Source organism: Streptomyces sp. NPDC058052 (assembly GCF_042885515.1).
GTDB lineage: Bacteria > Actinomycetota > Actinomycetes > Streptomycetales > Streptomycetaceae > Streptomyces.
This window is the reverse complement of sequence record NZ_JBHVRX010000005.1, coordinates 373161-389645: the sequence shown is the minus strand read 5'-3', so window position 1 is coordinate 389645 and position 16485 is coordinate 373161. Positions and strand designations below refer to the sequence as shown.

General features: G+C 74.3%; 15 protein-coding genes. 4 read left to right on the top strand and 11 right to left on the bottom strand.

Annotation, left to right across the window (positions count from 1 at the left end; all coding sequences use genetic code 11):
• The first annotated feature begins 615 nt into the window (after positions 1–615).
• On the top strand, positions 616–1614 hold the full coding sequence (trpS, locus tag ACFVU3_RS10635; protein WP_390065449.1) for a tryptophan--tRNA ligase: 999 nt from the start codon (positions 616–618) through the stop codon (positions 1612–1614).
• Here the strand turns inward: trpS and ACFVU3_RS10630 are convergent.
• On the bottom strand, positions 1581–2579 hold the full coding sequence (locus ACFVU3_RS10630) for a GlxA family transcriptional regulator (protein WP_390065447.1): 999 nt from the start codon (positions 2577–2579) through the stop codon (positions 1581–1583). The genes trpS and ACFVU3_RS10630 overlap by 34 nt on opposite strands.
• Positions 2580–2654: 75 nt before the next feature.
• Here ACFVU3_RS10630 and ACFVU3_RS10625 point away from each other — a divergent pair, with 75 nt between their 5' ends.
• Positions 2655–3260, top strand: a complete 606-nt coding sequence (locus tag ACFVU3_RS10625) for a cysteine hydrolase family protein (protein WP_390065446.1) — start codon at positions 2655–2657, stop codon at positions 3258–3260.
• A 3-nt stretch (positions 3261–3263) separates the two neighbouring features.
• Here the strand turns inward: ACFVU3_RS10625 and proC are convergent, their stop codons facing one another.
• From proC to ACFVU3_RS10600, 5 genes are all read right to left on the bottom strand, one after another.
• Positions 3264–4073 carry a pyrroline-5-carboxylate reductase gene (proC, locus tag ACFVU3_RS10620; RefSeq protein ID WP_390065444.1) on the bottom strand — a complete coding sequence of 270 codons (810 nt, stop codon included), beginning with the start codon at positions 4071–4073 and terminating at the stop codon, positions 3264–3266.
• Positions 4074–4158: 85 nt separating this feature from the next.
• Positions 4159–4896, bottom strand: a complete 738-nt coding sequence (locus ACFVU3_RS10615) for an ABC transporter permease (RefSeq protein WP_390065443.1) — start codon at positions 4894–4896, stop codon at positions 4159–4161.
• Positions 4893–5726 carry an ABC transporter ATP-binding protein gene (locus ACFVU3_RS10610; RefSeq protein ID WP_390065441.1) on the bottom strand — a complete coding sequence of 278 codons (834 nt, stop codon included), beginning with the start codon at positions 5724–5726 and terminating at the stop codon, positions 4893–4895. The genes ACFVU3_RS10615 and ACFVU3_RS10610 overlap by 4 nt, the downstream gene beginning before the upstream one ends.
• 88 nt (positions 5727–5814) lie before the next feature.
• Positions 5815–6321 (bottom strand): hypothetical protein, encoded by a 507-nt coding sequence (locus ACFVU3_RS10605; protein ID WP_390065439.1) that lies wholly within the window; start codon positions 6319–6321, stop codon positions 5815–5817.
• A 49-nt stretch (positions 6322–6370) separates the two neighbouring features.
• On the bottom strand, positions 6371–6625 hold the full coding sequence (locus ACFVU3_RS10600; RefSeq protein WP_390065438.1) for an SH3 domain-containing protein: 255 nt from the start codon (positions 6623–6625) through the stop codon (positions 6371–6373).
• A gap of 138 nt (positions 6626–6763) precedes the next feature.
• On the opposite strand from ACFVU3_RS10600, the gene ACFVU3_RS10595 reads away from it, so the two are divergent.
• The gene (locus ACFVU3_RS10595) at positions 6764–8995 is read left to right on the top strand and encodes a protein kinase (RefSeq protein ID WP_390065436.1); all 2232 of its coding nucleotides are present in this window, start codon (positions 6764–6766) and stop codon (positions 8993–8995) included.
• Positions 8996–9084: 89 nt separating this feature from the next.
• Here the strand turns inward: ACFVU3_RS10595 and ilvD are convergent, their stop codons facing one another.
• The 4 genes from ilvD to ACFVU3_RS10575 all read right to left on the bottom strand — a co-directional run bounded on the left by ilvD (position 9085) and on the right by ACFVU3_RS10575 (position 13531).
• On the bottom strand, positions 9085–10938 hold the full coding sequence (gene ilvD, locus ACFVU3_RS10590) for a dihydroxy-acid dehydratase (RefSeq protein ID WP_390065434.1): 1854 nt from the start codon (positions 10936–10938) through the stop codon (positions 9085–9087).
• A gap of 92 nt (positions 10939–11030) precedes the next feature.
• Positions 11031–11645: a TetR family transcriptional regulator gene (locus ACFVU3_RS10585; protein ID WP_390065433.1), complete on the bottom strand. Its 615-nt coding sequence runs from the start codon at positions 11643–11645 to the stop codon at positions 11031–11033.
• Positions 11642–12466 (bottom strand): sugar phosphate isomerase/epimerase family protein, encoded by an 825-nt coding sequence (locus tag ACFVU3_RS10580; protein ID WP_390065432.1) that lies wholly within the window; start codon positions 12464–12466, stop codon positions 11642–11644. Before ACFVU3_RS10580 ends, ACFVU3_RS10585 begins: the two co-directional genes overlap by 4 nt.
• A 120-nt stretch (positions 12467–12586) precedes the next feature.
• Positions 12587–13531, bottom strand: a complete 945-nt coding sequence (locus ACFVU3_RS10575; RefSeq protein WP_390065431.1) for a Ppx/GppA family phosphatase — start codon at positions 13529–13531, stop codon at positions 12587–12589.
• Between the two features lie 152 nt (positions 13532–13683).
• On the opposite strand from ACFVU3_RS10575, the gene ACFVU3_RS10570 reads away from it, so the two are divergent.
• Positions 13684–14490, top strand: a complete 807-nt coding sequence (locus tag ACFVU3_RS10570) for a hypothetical protein (RefSeq protein WP_390065473.1) — start codon at positions 13684–13686, stop codon at positions 14488–14490.
• A 21-nt stretch (positions 14491–14511) separates the two neighbouring features.
• Here ACFVU3_RS10570 and ACFVU3_RS10565 read toward each other — a convergent pair whose 3' ends face one another.
• Entirely contained in the window at positions 14512–16359 is a 1848-nt protein-coding gene (locus ACFVU3_RS10565) for a hypothetical protein (RefSeq protein WP_390065430.1), read from the bottom strand.
• Positions 16360–16485 lie beyond the last annotated feature (126 nt).

The following is a 16485-nucleotide window of genomic DNA, read 5'->3' as shown; positions in this document are numbered from 1 at the left end:
TCCTTCGTTCCTGTTTCCAGGCCCTCCGGGCGCTTCCTTCGTTTCCGACTCTATCAGATCTTTCCGATCCGATTTCCTCGGTGCTTTCCAGTCCCTTTCGCTTTCGCTCCGGGCCCTTCCGGCGTTTCCGACTCTATCAGATCCTTTCGGCGTCTGATTCCCAGTCAGCGGGGTTTGTCTTCCCGGCTGTTGGGCCGTTCCGACGAGTGAGACATTAGCGGATTCCCCGGCCCCGAAGCGAATCGGGGCCCGCGTCCGGACTTCGAACGCGGATTCCTCATTTCGCAAAAACGCACGGAAAGCAGAACGGCACGACGAATCGCGGCCGTCAGGCTCAGTGGTTCTTGCGGAATCGCTGTCCGGGGCCGGCCGGGGCCGGTGCTCACGTCGGACAACTCGGAGAACACTACGGATCCGTCAATCCCGTGTCAACCCTGGTCCGGAGGCGTACGCTCTCCCCATGACTACGCATGCGCACACCACCCAGTGGTGGGCCGCCTGACCGGCGGCCCGTACTGACGCATGCACACGGCCGCCGCCTCGGCGGCCGTTCGCGTATCCCCCTCCGGGAGCCGGGCCGTCGGGCCGGCGATGGACGGAGAAGGAACGGACGCGATGACGAGGATCTTCAGCGGGGTCAAGCCGACCGGGCATCTGACGCTGGGCAACTACCTCGGGGCCGTACGGCGGTGGGTCGAGGTGGACCAGCACCGGGGCGAGGCGCTGTTCAGCGTGGTGGACCTGCACGCGCTGACCGTGGAGCACGATCCCGCGCGGGTGCGCCGGCTGAGCCGGCAGGCGGCGACGCTGCTGCTGGCGTCGGGGCTCGATCCGGAGCTCTGCACGCTCTTCGTGCAGAGCCACGTGGACGAGCACGCCCGGCTCTCGTACCTCCTGGAGTGCACGGCCACCGACGGCGAGCTGCGGCGGATGATCCAGTACAAGGAGAAGAGCGTGCGGGCGCGGGAGTCGGGGCAGAGCGTGCGGCTGTCGCTCCTCACCTATCCCGTGCTGATGGCGGCGGACATCCTGGCCTACGGGGCCGAGGAGGTGCCGGTGGGCGAGGACCAGACGCAGCACGTGGAGCTGACGCGGGACCTCGCGGTGCGGTTCAACCAGCGGTACGGGCACACGTTCGCCGTGCCGAGGGCGACGCGGCCGGCGGTGGCGGCGCGGGTGATGGACCTCCAGGACCCCGGTTCGAAGATGGGGAAGTCGCACGAGAACGGGGCCGGGATCGTCTATCTGCTGGACGACGCGGAGACCGTGCGGCGGAAGGTCATGCGGGCCGTGACGGACAGCGGGCGTGAGGTCGTCTACGACCGGGACGCCAAGCCTGGTCTCGCGAACCTGCTCGATCTGATGGCGGCGGCGACGGAGGGGAGCCCGGAGGAGCTGGCCGGGGCGTACGCGTCGTACGGAGCGCTGAAGAAGGACACCGCGGACGCCGTCGTCGAACTGCTGCGGCCGGTGCGGGAGCGGCATGCCGAGCTCGCGGCGGATCCCGGGTACGTGGACGGGGTGCTGAGGGAGGGGGCCGAGCGGGCCCGGGGCATGGCGCGGCCGCTGGTGGACCGGGCCTATCGGGCGATCGGGCTGTTGCCCGCCGTGTGACGGAAGGCGCCGCGGTAGTCGCGCGGGCTGGTGGCGAGGTGCGAGGCGAAGTGCTGGCGCATCGTGACCTCGCTGCCGAAGCCCGCGCGGCGGGCCACCTCGGGGAGGGGGTGGTCGGTGCGTTCGAGGAGTTTCTGGGCGGCGGCGACGCGCTGGGTGATGAGCCAGTGGAGCGGGGTCGTTCCGGTGGTGGCCTGGAAGTGGCGGGCGAAGGAGCGCGGGGACATGCCGGCGCGGGCCGCGAGGCTCGCGACGGTGTGGGGCTGGTCGAGGTGGGCGAGCGCGTGGGCGCGGACGGCGGCGAGCGCGTCCTCGTCGCGGTCGGCCCTGGGGGTGGGGCGCTCGATGAACTGGGCCTGGGTGCCGGTGCGGAAGGGGGCGGTGACCATCGAGCGGGCGACGGTGGCGGCGACCTCGGCGCCGTGGGCCGTACGGACGAGGTGGAGACAGAGGTCGATGCCGGCGGCGGTGCCGGCCGAGGTCCAGATGCCGGTGTCCTCGATGTGGAGCGCCTCGGGTTCGACGCGGACCCGGGGGTGGCGGGCGGCCAGGGTGTCGGCGAGGCGCCAGTGGGTGACCGCGCGGCGGCCGTCGAGCAGGCCGGCGCGGGCCAGGACGAAGGCGCCGGCGCAGAGGGAGGCGACGGGGACGCCGCGCGCGTGGGCGCGGCGGAGGGCGTCGAGGACGGGGGCGGGGACGTCCGTGTCGGGGTCCTCGATGCCGGGGACGAGGACGAGGTCGGTGGGGGTGAGGGTGTCGAGCCAGTCCAGCGGGCGGTCGGGGGTGAGGCTCAGGCCGCCGCGGATCGGGATCGGGGTGGCCGGGTCGGCCGCGGTGCGGCGGAGTTCGAGGGCGGGGACGCCTCGGTCGGTGCGGTCGGTGCCCCAGACCTCGGTGACGACGGAGACGTCGAAGGCGCGGATGCCGGGGAAGGAGAGGAGAGCGATGCGCTGGGGGGCCGCCATGGCTGGCAGTAAACCATCGATCGTCGGCTTCCGGGCTTCTGGGGCGGGCGTCGGGGCGGCGGCAGGATCGTGGTCATGGAGATCGAGAAGAACGCGGCGCTGATCGTCGTCGACGTCCAGAAGGGCTTCGGGAGCGAGTTCTGGGGACGCCGGGACAATCCCGGGGCGGAGGAGAACATGGCCGCCCTGATCGACCGGTGGCAGGAGACGGGGAGGCCGGTGGTGTTCGTGCGGCACGACTCGGTGCAGGAGGGGTCGCCGCTGCGGCCGGGTACGGAGGGCAACGCGTTCCAGGACTTCGTCGAGGAGCGGCGGGGCAGGGGCGCCGGGCCCGAGGTGCTGGTGACGAAGACGGTGAACTCCGCCTTCTACGGGGAGCCGGACCTCGACGCGTGGCTGAGGGGGGCGGCTCGCGGCGGAGCCGCCGGCGGACGCCGTGGGCAGGTCGTGATCGTCGGGATCCAGACGAACATGTGCAACGAGACGACGGCCCGGATGGGCGGGAACCTCGGGTACGACGTGCTGTTCCCGCTGGACGCGATGCACACCTTCGACCTGGCCGGGCCCTTCGGGTGGACGCGGACGGCGGAGGAGCTGACCCGGGCGACGGCGGTGTCGCTGCACGGTGGGCGGTTCGCCCGGGTCGTGACCACCGAGGAGGTGCTGGCGGCGGCCGGGTAGGGGTCAGCCGTTGCCGGAGGCGAGCTCGCGGCTGCGGTCGCGGGCGGCTTCGAGGGCGGCGATGAGGGCGGCGCGGACGCCGTGGTTCTCCAGCTCGCGGATGGCGCTGATGGTGGTGCCGGCCGGGGAGGTGACGGCCTCGCGGAGCTTCACGGGGTGCTCGCCGCTGTCGCGGAGCATGACGGCGGCGCCGATGGCGGCCTGGACGATGAGGTCGTGGGCCTGGGCGCGGGGCAGGCCGAGGAGGATGCCGGCGTCGGTCATGGCCTCGACGAGGAAGTAGAAGTACGCGGGGCCGGAGCCGGAGAGGGCGGTGGCGGCGTCCTGCTGGGACTCGGGGACGCGGAGGGTCTTGCCGACGCCGCCGAAGATCTCCTCGGTGTGGGCGAGGTGGGCGGCGGTGGCGTGGCTGCCGCCGGAGATCACGGACATGCCCTCGTCGACGAGGACGGGGGTGTTGGGCATGACGCGGACGACGGGGGTGCCGGGGCTGAGGCGTTCCTCGATGAAGGAGGTGGGGATGCCCGCGGCGGCGCTGATGACGAGACGGTCGGTGGCGACGTGGGGGCCGAGTTCGTCGAGGAGGCGGCCCATGTCCTGGGGCTTGACGGCCAGGATGAGGGTGTCGGCGCGCTTGGCGGCCTCGGCGTTGGTGACGGTCTCGACGCCGTAGCGGTCGCGGAGTTCCTCGGCGCGCTCGCTGCGGCGGGTGGTGACGAGGAGGTGCGCGGGGCGCCAGCCGGCTCGGATCATGCCGCTGAGGAGCGCTTCACCGATCTTGCCGGTGCCGAGGACTGCGACGGTCTGGGTCATGGCTCTGTTCACCTCGCCGGAGGGGGTACGTGTCGTCATCCTCGCACCGGCGGGGCGGCCGGTGCGCGGGGTGTCCGAGGGTCGGTCACGCGGTGCGGCGGCGGAGGGTGGCCGCGCCGAGGACGAGGACGAGGACGGCGCAGCCCGCGACGACGAGGGCGTCGCGGACGAAGGCGCCGGTGATGTCGGGGTGGCGGAGGACCTCGTTCATGCCGTCGACGGCGTACGACATGGGGAGGACGTTCGAGACGGCCTCCAGGGCGGGGGCCATCTTGTCGCGCGGGGTGAAGAGGCCGCAGAGGAGGAGCTGGGGGAAGATCACGGCCGGCATGAACTGGACGGCCTGGAACTCGGAGGCGGCGAAGGCGGAGACGAAGAGGCCGAGGGCGGTGCCGAGGAGGGCGTCGAGGAGGGCGACGAGGAGGAGGAGCCAGGGGGAGCCGACGACGTCGAGGCCGAGGAGTCCGACGGCGAGGCCGGTGGCGAGGACGGACTGGACGACGGCGACGAGGCCGAAGGCGAGGGCGTAGCCGGCGATGAGGTCGGCCTTGCCGAGGGGCATGGCGAGGAGGCGTTCGAGGGTGCCGGAGGTGCGTTCGCGCAGGGTGGCGATGGAGGTCACCAGGAACATGGTGATGAGGGGGAAGATGCCGAGCAGCGAGGCGCCGATGGTGTCGAAGGTGCCGGGGCTGCCGTCGAAGACGTAGCGGAGCAGGAAGAGCATCGCGCAGGGGACGAGGAGCATCAGCGCGATGGAGCGGGGGTCGTGGCGGAGCTGGCGCAGGACGCGGGCCGCGGTGGCGAGGGTGCGGGAAGCCGTCATGGGTGGGTCTCCTCGTGGGCGGCGCGGGCCGCGGCGGCGTCGACCAGGTGGAGGAACGCCTCTTCGACCGTGGTGGTGCCGCTCTGCCGGCGGAGGGCGTCGGGGGTGCCTTCGGCGAGGATCTCGCCTTCGCGCATGAGCAGGAGGCGGTGGCAGCGCTCGGCCTCGTCCATGACGTGGGAGGAGACGAGGAGGGTGGTGCCCCGGTCGGCGGCGAGGCGGTGGAAGAGGTCCCACAGGTCGCGGCGGAGGACGGGGTCGAGGCCGACGGTGGGTTCGTCGAGGACGAGCAGGTCGGGGGTGCCGAGGAGGGCGACGGCGAGGGAGACGCGGCTGCGCTGGCCGCCGGAGAGGCGTCCGGCGAGGGCGTCGGCGTGGTCGGTGAGGTCGACGTCGGCGAGGGTGTGCTCGACGGCGGTGCGGCGGGCGGGGCGGTGGGCGCGGCCGGGCAGGAGGACGGAGGCGAAGTAGTCGAGGTTCTGCCGGACGGTGAGGTCGTCGTAGACGGAGGGGGCCTGGGTGACGTAGCCGATGCGGGGGCGGAGGCCGGGGTGGCCGGCGGGGCTGCCGAGGACGGTGAGGGTGCCGGTGACCTTGGCCTGGGTGCCGACGACGGCCCGCATGAGGGTGGTCTTGCCGCAGCCGGAGGGGCCGAGGAGGCCGGTGACGCGGCCGGCGGGGACGGTGAAGTCGAGGTCGCGCAGGACGGTGCGGTCGCCGCGTACGGCGGTGAGGGCGCGGGCGGTGAGGGCGGGGGCCGGGTCGGGGGGTTCGGGTTCGCCGGGCTCTCCGGGCCGCTCCGCGGGCTCCCCGGAGTCGTAATTCATCATGTGATGAATAGTGGGGACGGAGAAGCCCCCGCGTCAAGGACCGCGGGGGCTCGGGAAGGGGCCGGGGCCGGGCGCGCCGGACCGGGCCTCAGGAACGCCTGGGCTTCTTGCGGGCGGCGGGGTTGCCGGTGCGGGCGCCGCGCCGCTTCTCGTGGCGGGTGCGGGCGGTCTCGTACTCGGCGCGGCGCAGCTTCTCGCCGGGGGCCTCCAGGAGACAGCGGAGGGCGTAGGCGAGGAGCACGCCGATGAAGCCGATGGCCTTGAGGCTCTTGAGGGAGTCCTCGCGGGCCTGGTCGGCGGGGCGGCGGCCGAAGCCCTCCCAGGTCTTGGTGAAGGCGATGGCCGCGCAGATCGCGAACATCAGGATGACCAGCGTGTTCACGATGCCGCCGACGTCCGCGACCTGGAGTCCCTGGTAGGCGAAGCGCAGGACGAAGGCGCCCGCGACGGCCGCGGCGAGCGCGCCGGCGGCGAGGCCGGCGCGCCGCAGTCCGTAGTGGGCGCTGTGGTCGACCCAGGTCGTCCCGAAGAAACGGATCTCCTCGGGCTGGGGGCCGCTCGTGCCGGTTCCGGGGGTCTGCTTGTCCTCGCTCACGAGACCGATTATCCCCGGTGCGGCGCCCGGAGGGCCGAGGCGAAGGTCCTCAGGCGCAGCGCGGCGCGACGTAGTCGTCGCTTCCGGTCTTCACGTAGGCGTCGGAGACGTACTGGCCCGGGGCGATGCTGTCCCAGACGCGGGTGGTGCCGTACGGTCCGGAGACCCACTCGCCCGGCTTCTGGCAGTGGATCGGGACGGTCGCGCCCTCGGACAGCACCCGGACCACCGGGTACTGGGTGCTCGGACCGGACCGGACGTTGAGCCGGTAGCCCGGCGCGACCGGGTAGTACTTCACCGCCATGATGTTCTCCCCCTGGTTTCACTCTGTGCGACGCGCGCAGGCTAGCAAGCTCCTCCGACATCACGGGGCCCATCGACTAGGCTCCGTCGCGTCGCGCACGCGCGCGTGGACGGACGCGGAACCACACGGGGGTGGGAGATGCCGCCGTTGAGCAGCACCAACGCCGACAGGGACGCCGAGGGTCCCGAGTACGCCGGGGAGTACCGGCTGCAGGCGGTGCTCGGCGCGGGCGGCATGGGTGTCGTCCATCTGGCCTCCTCGCCCTCGGGGCTGCGGCTCGCCGTGAAGGTGGTGCACGCGCGCTACGCGGAGGATCCCGACTTCCGGGCCCGGTTCCGGCAGGAGGTGGCCGCCGCCCGACGGGTCAGCGGCGCCTTCACCGCGCCCGTCGTGGACGCCGACCCGGACGCCGAGCGCCCCTGGATGGCCACCCTCTACGTCCCCGGCCCCACCCTCGCCGACCAGGTCCGCCAGCGCGGCCCCCTCTCCCCCGCCGAGCTGCGCCGGCTGACCGCCGGGCTCGCCGAGGCGCTGCGCGACATCCACCGCGCCGGGGTGGTGCACCGGGACCTCAAGCCGAGCAACGTGCTCCTCACCGACTCCGGGCCCAAGGTCATCGACTTCGGGATCTCCCGTCCCGTCGACAGCGACCTGCACACCGAGACCGGGAAGCTGATCGGCTCCCCGCCGTTCATGGCCCCCGAGCAGTTCCAGCGACCGCGTGAGGTCGGGCCGTCCGCCGACGTCTTCGCGCTCGGCTCGGTCCTGGTGCACGCGGCGACCGGCCACGGCCCCTTCGACTCGGACAGCCCGTACATCGTGGCCTACCAGGTGGTCCACGACGAGCCGGACCTCAGCGGGGTGCCCGCCGAGCTGGCGCCGCTGGTCGCGCGCTGCCTCGCCAAGGAGCCGGCCGACCGGCCCGGCCCGGCCGAGATCATGGCGGCCCTGCTGCCGCCCTCGTACGAGGCCGAGGCGTTCATACCGTCCCAGCGGCGGCGGCCCTCGCTGCCGGTGGACCCGTTCGCGCCGGACGGGCGTACCGGCGGCTCCGCCGGGGCCCGGACCGGCGGCCTCGGCCGCGACGACACCACCACCCGGGCCTCCGTGCCCGCCCCGCCGGCGCCCCGCCGGCGCTCCCGGCTCGCCCCGCGCCTGACGGTCTCCGCCGCGGTCGTGCTCGTCCTCGCCGGAGCCGGCGTGTACGCGGCGGTGCGCCCGCCGGCCCGGCCCGTGGTCGAGGGGCCCGCCCACCCCGCCGAGGTGGCGACCTCGTTCGACGGCTGGCACACCCAGCTCCAGCGGTACGGCGCCTCCACCGCGCCCGCCTGCTTCCACGAGGCCGGCTCCCTCTACTGCGCGGCCCGGGGCGTGGCGCTCGCCCGCCTCGACCCGCGGACCGGCGAGCTCCTGTGGAAGCGGACCGGCCCCGTCGACGCGGAGCCGCCGGACGCGCCCGTGCCGCTGGCAGGCGGGACGGACGCGCTGGTCGGCGCCGCGCCGAAGGCCGGTCCCCTGCGCGCGTACGGCGTCGCGGACGGGACGCCCGGCTGGGCCGCGGACACGGACGTGCCCGAGACGTACCGTCCGGCCGGCCCGGTGGTCGTCCTCTCCGACGGGCGCGGCGCGCTCCGGGCGGTCGACGCGCGGACCGGGGAAGCGCGGTGGGCGCGTCGCCTGCCCGGGTTCGACGCGCCGGTGCTCGGCGCGTACGACGCCCCGACGGGGCTGCTCACCGTCTCCGAGACGGCCGCCGACGGGCGGAGCAGCCGGATCGCGGCCGTGCTGCCGGCGACGGGCGAGATCGTGTGGAGCCGGGAGGTGACCGGGGACGCCGCCCCGGTCGGGCGCACCGGCGACGGCACGCTGGTCCTCGCCTCGCGGTACCAGGGGGATCTGGTCGACGCGCTGGTGCTGCTCGCGCCGGGCGACCCCCGCGATCCGGGCAGCGGGCCGGACGCCGGTGCGGAGCGCCGGATCGGGCTCCAGGAGCGGATGCCGCTCGGCGGCATCGCCGTGCGGGGCTCGGTGGTCCACCTGCTCTCCGTGGACGGGCGGCTGCTCGCCGTGGACACGGCGGTGGAGAAGGGCGGCCGGCTGTGGGAGCTGGAGACGGGGGCCTCGAACGTCTCCGCGCCGGTCCTCGGCCCGGACGACCGGCTCTACCTCTCCGCGGCGGACGGGCGGCTGTTCGCCGTGGACACCGCGCGCGGCGCGGTCGTCGGGCAGACCCGCCCCCGGCTGCGGAACGGGCGGCTCGGGTACGCGACGCAGGTGCCGGCGCCCCTGGTCGCCGGGGACCGGGTGTTCGGCACGGCGCCGGACGGCTCGGTCTTCGCGGTGGACGCGCGGGTGGCGGAGTCCTGGTAGCCGTACGTCCGTACCGGACGCACGCGTGAGGGGGAGCGGGTCCGTCGACCCGCTCCCCCTCTCGCGTACCCGCCGGGGACGTCCCGGTGTCAGCCGAGCTTCGACACGTCGCGGACGGCGCCCTTGTCGGCGCTGGTCGCCATCGCCGCGTAGGCGCGCAGCGCCGCCGACACCTTGCGCTGGCGGTTCTTCGGCGCGTAGACGCCGCCGAGCGCCTCGCGGCGGGCGGCGAGGGTCTCGTCGTCGACGAGCAGCTCGATCGCGCGGTTCGGGATGTCGATGCGGATCCGGTCGCCGTCCTCGACGAGGGCGATGGTGCCGCCCGAGGCCGCCTCGGGGGAGGCGTGGCCGATGGAGAGGCCCGAGGTGCCGCCGGAGAAGCGGCCGTCGGTCACCAGGGCGCAGGTCTTGCCCAGGCCCCGGCCCTTGAGGAAGGAGGTCGGGTAGAGCATCTCCTGCATGCCCGGGCCGCCCTTGGGGCCCTCGTACCGGATGACGACCACGTCGCCGTCCTTGACCCGCTTGTTGAGGATCTTCTCGACGGCCTCCTCCTGCGACTCGCAGACGACGGCCGGGCCCTCGAAGGTCCAGATCGACTCGTCGACGCCGGCGGTCTTCACGACGCAGCCGTCGACGGCGATGTTGCCGCGCAGGACGGCGAGGCCGCCGTCCTTGGAGTAGGCGTGGGCCGCGTCGCGGATGCAGCCGCCGGCCGCGTCCAGGTCGAGGGTCTCCCAGCGCTCGGACTGGGAGAACGCCTCCGCGGAGCGGACGCAGCCGGGAGCCGCGTGGAACAGCTCGACGGCCTCGTCGGTGGGCGAGCCGCCGCGCACGTCCCAGGCGTCCAGCCACTCCTTGACGGAGCGGGAGTGGACGGCGTGGACGTCCTCGTTGAGCAGCCCGGCGCGGTACAGCTCGCCGAGGATGGCGGGGATGCCGCCGGCCCGGTGGACGTCCTCCATGTAGTACGTGCCGCGCGGGGCGACGTTCGGGGCGACCTTGGCCAGGCAGGGGACGCGGCGCGAGACCTCGTTCATGTCCGACAGGCCGTAGTCGAGCTCGGCCTCCTGGGCGGCGGCGAGCAGGTGCAGGATCGTGTTGGTCGAGCCGCCCATGGCGATGTCCAGCGCCATGGCGTTCTCGAAGGCCGCGCGGGTGGCGATGGAGCGCGGCAGGACCGAGGCGTCGTCCTCGTCGTAGTACCGGCGGGTGATCTCGACGACCGTGCGGGCCGCGTTCTCGTACAGGGCGCGGCGGCCGGTGTGGGTGGCGAGCATCGAGCCGTTGCCGGGGAGGGAGAGGCCGATGGCCTCGGTCAGGCAGTTCATCGAGTTGGCGGTGAACATGCCGGAACACGAGCCGCAGGTCGGGCAGGCGTTCTCCTCGATGCGGAGGATGTCCTCGTCCGAGATCTTGTCGTTCACGGCGTCGGAGATCGCGTCGACCAGGTCGAGCGTGCGGACGGTGCCGTCGACGAGCGTGGCGCGGCCGGACTCCATCGGGCCGCCGGAGACGAAGACCGTGGGGATGTTGAGGCGCAGGGCCGCGTTCAGCATGCCGGGGGTGATCTTGTCGCAGTTGGAGATGCAGATCAGGGCGTCGGCGCAGTGCGCCTCGACCATGTACTCCACGCTGTCGGCGATCAGGTCGCGGGAGGGCAGGCTGTAGAGCATGCCGCCGTGGCCCATGGCGATGCCGTCGTCGACGGCGATGGTGTTGAACTCGCGGGCGATGCCGCCGGCCGCCGTGATGGCCTCGGAGACGATCCGGCCGACCGGCTGGAGGTGGGTGTGGCCGGGGACGAACTCGGTGAACGAGTTCGCCACGGCGATGATCGGCTTCCGCCCGATGTCCGCGCCCGGTACACCGGAGGCGCGCATAAGGGCGCGGGCGCCCGCCATGTTGCGGCCGTGGGTGACTGTGCGGGACCTCAGCTCGGGCATCGTCGCTCGCTCCTCGTGACGGGTGTGCTTCCTACGAGCGTACGCCGACGCTCCAAGATCTGGACAGCCTGTCCGGAATGCGGGACGGGTGTTCAGGCTTCGGTCAGGTAGCGCTGGAGGGTCGGGGCCACCTCGGCCACGATCTGCTCCGGGTCCGCCGAGGCCAGCGGCTCGACCTGGATCACGTACCGCAGGATCACGATCCCGATCATCTGCGAGGCCGCCAGCTCGGCCCGGAACCTGGGGTCCGGTACGGCCAGGTCGGCGGCGATCCGCTCCAGGAGCCGGCGCAGCACGAAGCTCCGCAGCACCTTCGCCGCCGCCTCGTGGGTGACCGCCGAACGGATCACCGCGAGCAGCGGGGCGCGGGTCGCCGGGTTCTCCCAGACCCCGATGAAGAAGCGGGCCAGCCGCTCGCCGACCGCCTCGCGCGGGCCGTCGAGGATGGCCGGGACGACGAGCGCGGGCTCGAAGGAGACCTCGATCGCCGCCGCGAAGACCTCGTCCTTGGTCCCGAAGTAGTGGTGCACGAGGGCCGGGTCGACCCCGGCCGCCTTGGCGATGCCGCGGACCGAGGTCTTGTCGTAGCCGCGCTCCGCGAAGTGGGTCCGGGCCGCCGCCAGGATGCGCTCGCGGGCGCCGGGGCCGCTGTCGTCGGCGGTGCCGCGCGCGGGGCGGCCGCGGCGCCGGGGGGAGGCGTCGCTCACGCGCGCGTGCCCCGGGCCGCCGAGGCGAGGTGGAGCCGGGTGAAGGCGAGCGCCTCGGCGAGGTCGGCCTCCCGTTCGGCGGCGGACATCGCGCGCCGGGTGTTGACCTCGATGACGACGTGCCCGTCGAAGCCGGACACCGCCAGCCGCTCCAGGAGCTCGGCGCACGGCTGGGTGCCCCGGCCCGGCACCAGGTGCTCGTCCTTGGCGGAACCGCGCCCGTCGGCGAGGTGGAGGTGGCCGAGCCGGTCGCCCATGCGGTCGATCATCGCGAGGGTGTCGGTGCGGGCGGTCGCCGTGTGCGAGAGGTCCAGGGTGAAGTGCCGGTAGTCGTCCTTGGTGACGTCCCACTCGGGGGCGTACGCGAGCATCTCGCGGTCCTTGTACCGCCACGGGTACATGTTCTCGACGGCGAAGCGGACGTCGGTCTCGTCCGCCATCCGCCAGATGCCGGTCACGAAGTCGCGGGCGTACTGGCGCTGCCAGCGGAACGGCGGGTGGACGACGACCGTGGACGCGCCGAGCTTCTCGGCGGCGGCCTGGGCGCGCTGGAGCTTGACCCAGGGGTCGGTGGACCAGACGCGCTGGGTGATGAGCAGACAGGGGGCGTGGACGGCGAGGATCGGGACCTGGTGGTAGTCGGAGAGCCGCCGCAGGGCCTCGATGTCCTGGCTGACCGGGTCGGTCCACACCATGACCTCGACACCGTCGTACCCGAGGCGCGCGGCGACCTCGAAGGCCGTCGCCGTCGACTCCGGATAGACCGAGGCCGTCGACAGGGCGACCTTCGCATCCGGGACGCGCACCGCTGGTTCTGCCACGACAGACAGGGTACGGGGCGCACCTGGGCGCGGGAGGGTGGTTCAGGTCACCCCCGCACGCCGCCGGTCCGCCCCCGTCCGCACGCGCGCGTGGCACCGCCGTACGGCCCCGGGCAGGGCTCACGCGCCGACCGGCACCTCGGGGAGGTGGTCGAGGCGGCGCAGGATGACGCCCTCGCGCAGGGCCCAGGGGCAGATCTCCAGCTGCTCCACGCCGAGCAGGTCCATCGCGCCCTCCGCGACCAGGGCGCCGGCCAGCAGCTGGGCGGCGCGGCCCTCGGAGACGCCGGGCAGGGCCGCGCGCTCGCCGCCGGACATGGCGGCCAGCCGGGGCACCCACTCCTCCAGGGAGGCGCGGGTCAGCAGCCGCTCCACGTACAGGCCCTCCCCGGAGCCGGGCGCGCCGGCGATCCGGGCGAGCTGCTTGAAGGTCTTGGAGGTGGCGACGACGTGGTCGGGCCTGCCGAAGCGGCTGAACTCGCCGACCGTCCGGGCGATCTGCGCGCGGACGTGGCGGCGGAGCGCCTTGACGTCCTCCGTGTCGGGCGGGTCGCCGGGCAGCCAGCCGGCGGTGAGCCGGCCCGCGCCGAGCGGCAGGGAGACGGCCGCGTCGGGGTCCTCGTCGATGCCGTAGGCGACCTCCAGGGAGCCGCCGCCGATGTCGAGGAGGAGGAGCTTGCCCGCCGACCAGCCGAACCAGCGGCGGGCGGCGAGGAAGGTGAGCCGGGCCTCCTCCTCGCCGGTGAGGACCTGGAGGTCCACCCCGGTCTCGTCCTTGACCCGGGCGAGGACCTCGTCGGCGTTGCTGGCCTCGCGGACGGCGGAGGTCGCGAACGGCAGGACCTCCTCGCACCCCTTGTCCTCGGCCGCGTGGAGCGCGTCCCGGACGGTCCCGATGAGCCGCTCGACACCGCCGGGCGCGATGGCGCCGCGCGGGTCGAGAAGCTCGGCGAGCCGCAGCTCCGCCTTGTGGGAGTGGGCGGGCAGCGGGCGGGCGCCGGGGTGGGCGTCCACCACGAGCAGGTGCACCGTGTTCGAACCGACGTCGAGGACTCCGAGTCTCATGGCGGAAACGCTACTGCGCCCACCCGCATACGCTTGGCGTTGTGCCAAAGACGAAAAAGGCGAAGCCGGGCAAAGACAGTGCCTCCGGTGGCGACGGTGCCGTGCGCGACGAGGCCGCGCACGACGTGCGGGACGTGAAGTACGCGCGGGACGTGAAGGGCGCGAAGCCGCCCGTCAAGGGTGTGACGAAGCAGCGCAAGGGAGCGGAGCCGGACGAGCAGGGGCTCGACTTCCCGCGCGCGTGGGTGGAATTCGCGGATCCGGCCGACGAGGAGCAGGTCTTCCGCTGCGACCTGACCTGGCTGACCTCGCGCTGGACCTGTGTCTTCGGCAGCGGCTGCCAGGGCATCCAGGCGGGCCGGGCCGCGGACGGCTGCTGCACGCTGGGCGCCCACTTCTCCGACGAGGACGACGAGAAGCGGGTCGCCGAGCACGTGGCGAAGCTCTCGCCGGAGCTGTGGCAGTTCCACGACGTCGGCAGCGAGACGGGCTGGACGCAGGTCGACGAGGACGGCGACCGGCAGACCCGCCGCTGGAAGGGCTCGTGCATCTTCCAGAACCGTCCCGGCTTCGCGGGCGGCGCCGGCTGCGCGCTGCACATCCTGGCCCTGAAGGAGGGCCGGGAGCCACTGGAGACCAAGCCGGACGTGTGCTGGCAGCTGCCGGTGCGCCGGACGTACGACTGGATCGACCGGCCCGACGACACGCGCGTGCTCCAGGTCTCCATCGGCGAGTACGACCGCCGGGGCTGGGGCCCGGGCGGTCACGACCTGCACTGGTGGTGCACGTCGGCGACCTCGGCCCACGGCGGCGGGGAGCCGGTCTACGTCTCGTACCGGCCGGAGCTGATCGAGATGATGGGCAAGGACGCGTACGACGTCCTGGTCGGGCTCTGCGAGGCGCGGCTCGCCTCGACGCTGCCGATGGTGGCGCCGCACCCGGCCGACCCGAAGCCGTAGCTCCTCCTTTCGGGAGGAGCCTCAGGAAGAGGGCTCCGGGGTCGGTCCGTCCGTGGCCGGCGGGGGCGTGCCGGGGTCGGTGGTGCCCGGCTCCGTGGTCGGCGGCGGGTCCGTGGCCGGCGGGGGCGTCGTCGGCTCGGTCGTCGGCGGCGGGGTCGTGGGCTCCGTGGTCGGCGGCGGGGTGGTGGGGGGCTCCTCCGTCGGCGGGGGCGTCGTCGGCTCCGTCGGCTCCGGGGGCTCCGTCGGGAGCGTCGGCCCGGGACCGACCGGCCCGCCGCTGGGCGGGGGCGCGGTGGGCGGGGTCGTGGGCTCCGTGGTGACCGGCGGGGGCGGGATCACCCGGTCGTCGATCGGGGCGACCGGCCCCTGGCCGCTGATCCGCAGCACCGCCCCGGTGGGGTCGACGCCGATCCGGGCGCTCCAGGGACCGCGCGGTTCACGGGCGCGGTCGACGCGGACGGCGACGGTGACGGTCCCGCCCGGGCCCAGGGTGCCGAAGGCCCGGTCCACGTACAGCCAGGGCGCGTCCGTCCACAGCGCCCAGTCGACGGGGGTGCCGCCCTCCCCGGTGAGGGTGATCAGGGTGACGTCCCCGAGACAGCGCGCGGTGACGCCGATCCAGCCCGGCACCGGGTCCCCGGGCCGCGCGGGGGCGGCCGGGGCCGCGGAGCGGGCGGGGGTGACGACCTCGACGGAGACGTCGGGGGAACGGCTCCCCCGGGTGGAGTCCGCGTCGGGGGTCGTCCGGGCGTTGCCGGCGTTCTCGTACCGGTCGTAGGGCCGCCCGTCGGCGCCCGTGCCGTCCCCCCGCTCGCCGGCGCTGACCCGGGAACCGTCCCGTCCCGCCTCGGCGCCCGCGGGGACGCCCCGGTAGGAGGTCCACAGGGCGAGCACCGGCGCGGCGACGACGGCGGCGACCACGGTGGTGGTGACCGCGCGGGCCCGCATCCGGTCCCGGCGGGCGACGAGGTCCTTCGGGTCGATCGGGAAGCCGGTCGGGGCGAAGCGGGGGGCGCCGGCACGCGCGCGCGGGACGTGCAGCATCGCCATGTAGGCGGCGGCCCGGGGCGCCTCGACCAGCGGCAGCCGGTCCTGGACGGCCCGCGGCCCGCCGCCCGGCCAGGGGGCGGTGGCGCCGACCCGCTCGGCGGTGCGGCGGCAGACCGGGCAGTCGTCCACGTGCCGGACCAGTTCGGCGCGCAGGGCCGCCGAGAGGATCAGCTGCTGGTCGCCGGTGAGGAGCCGGGCGACGGTGGGGCAGCCGCCGGTGGAGACGACGGCGAGCGCGGCCCGGGTGCGCTCGACCTCGCAGCCGGCGGTGGCGAGGAGCTCGCGGGCGGCCTGCGGGTCGAGGGCCAGGACGGCGGCGACCTGGCGCGGGCTCAGGCCGTGCCGGACGGCCAGTTCGAGCGCCTCGCGCTGCTCGGGGGTGGTGCCGGCGGCCTCGGGCCAGGCGAGGGTGGCCAGCTCGGCGCGGCGGCGCTCGGCGGTCTCCGCGGAGACCGGCGGCGGTCCGGGCGGGGTGACGGCGGGGCGGCCGGTGTGCGCGCCCTGGCGCCGGCGGCGCTGCTCGCCGAGGCTGCGCAGACAGGCCCAGCGGGCCAGCGCGTACAGCCAGGCGGTGCGGCCCTCCGCGTCGGAGGGGCAGCGGCCGTGGTGGCGCTCGGCGGCGGCGAGGACGTCGCCGAGGACGGCGGTGGCCGTGTCGTGGTCGCAGAGGACCGAGAGGCAGTACGTGAAGAGCCCGTCGAGGGCGGCCTCGTAGCGGGCGGGGGGTCGCTGGCCGAGCGTGCGCGGTCCCTGCTGCGGGCCGCGGCGCGCCCGGTGGGCGCCCGGGGTGCGGGAGGAGTCCAGCCTGCTGCTCGTCACTGGGCGACCGTAGGCGCGCAGGGGGGCACTCTTCATACCGGATCCGCCGTTCTCAGCCTTACGGGTGAAGCCCTCACTCGAAAGGGGACAGGAGGAGGGTGTTCCGCTGCCGTGGCGGCGGGCTGT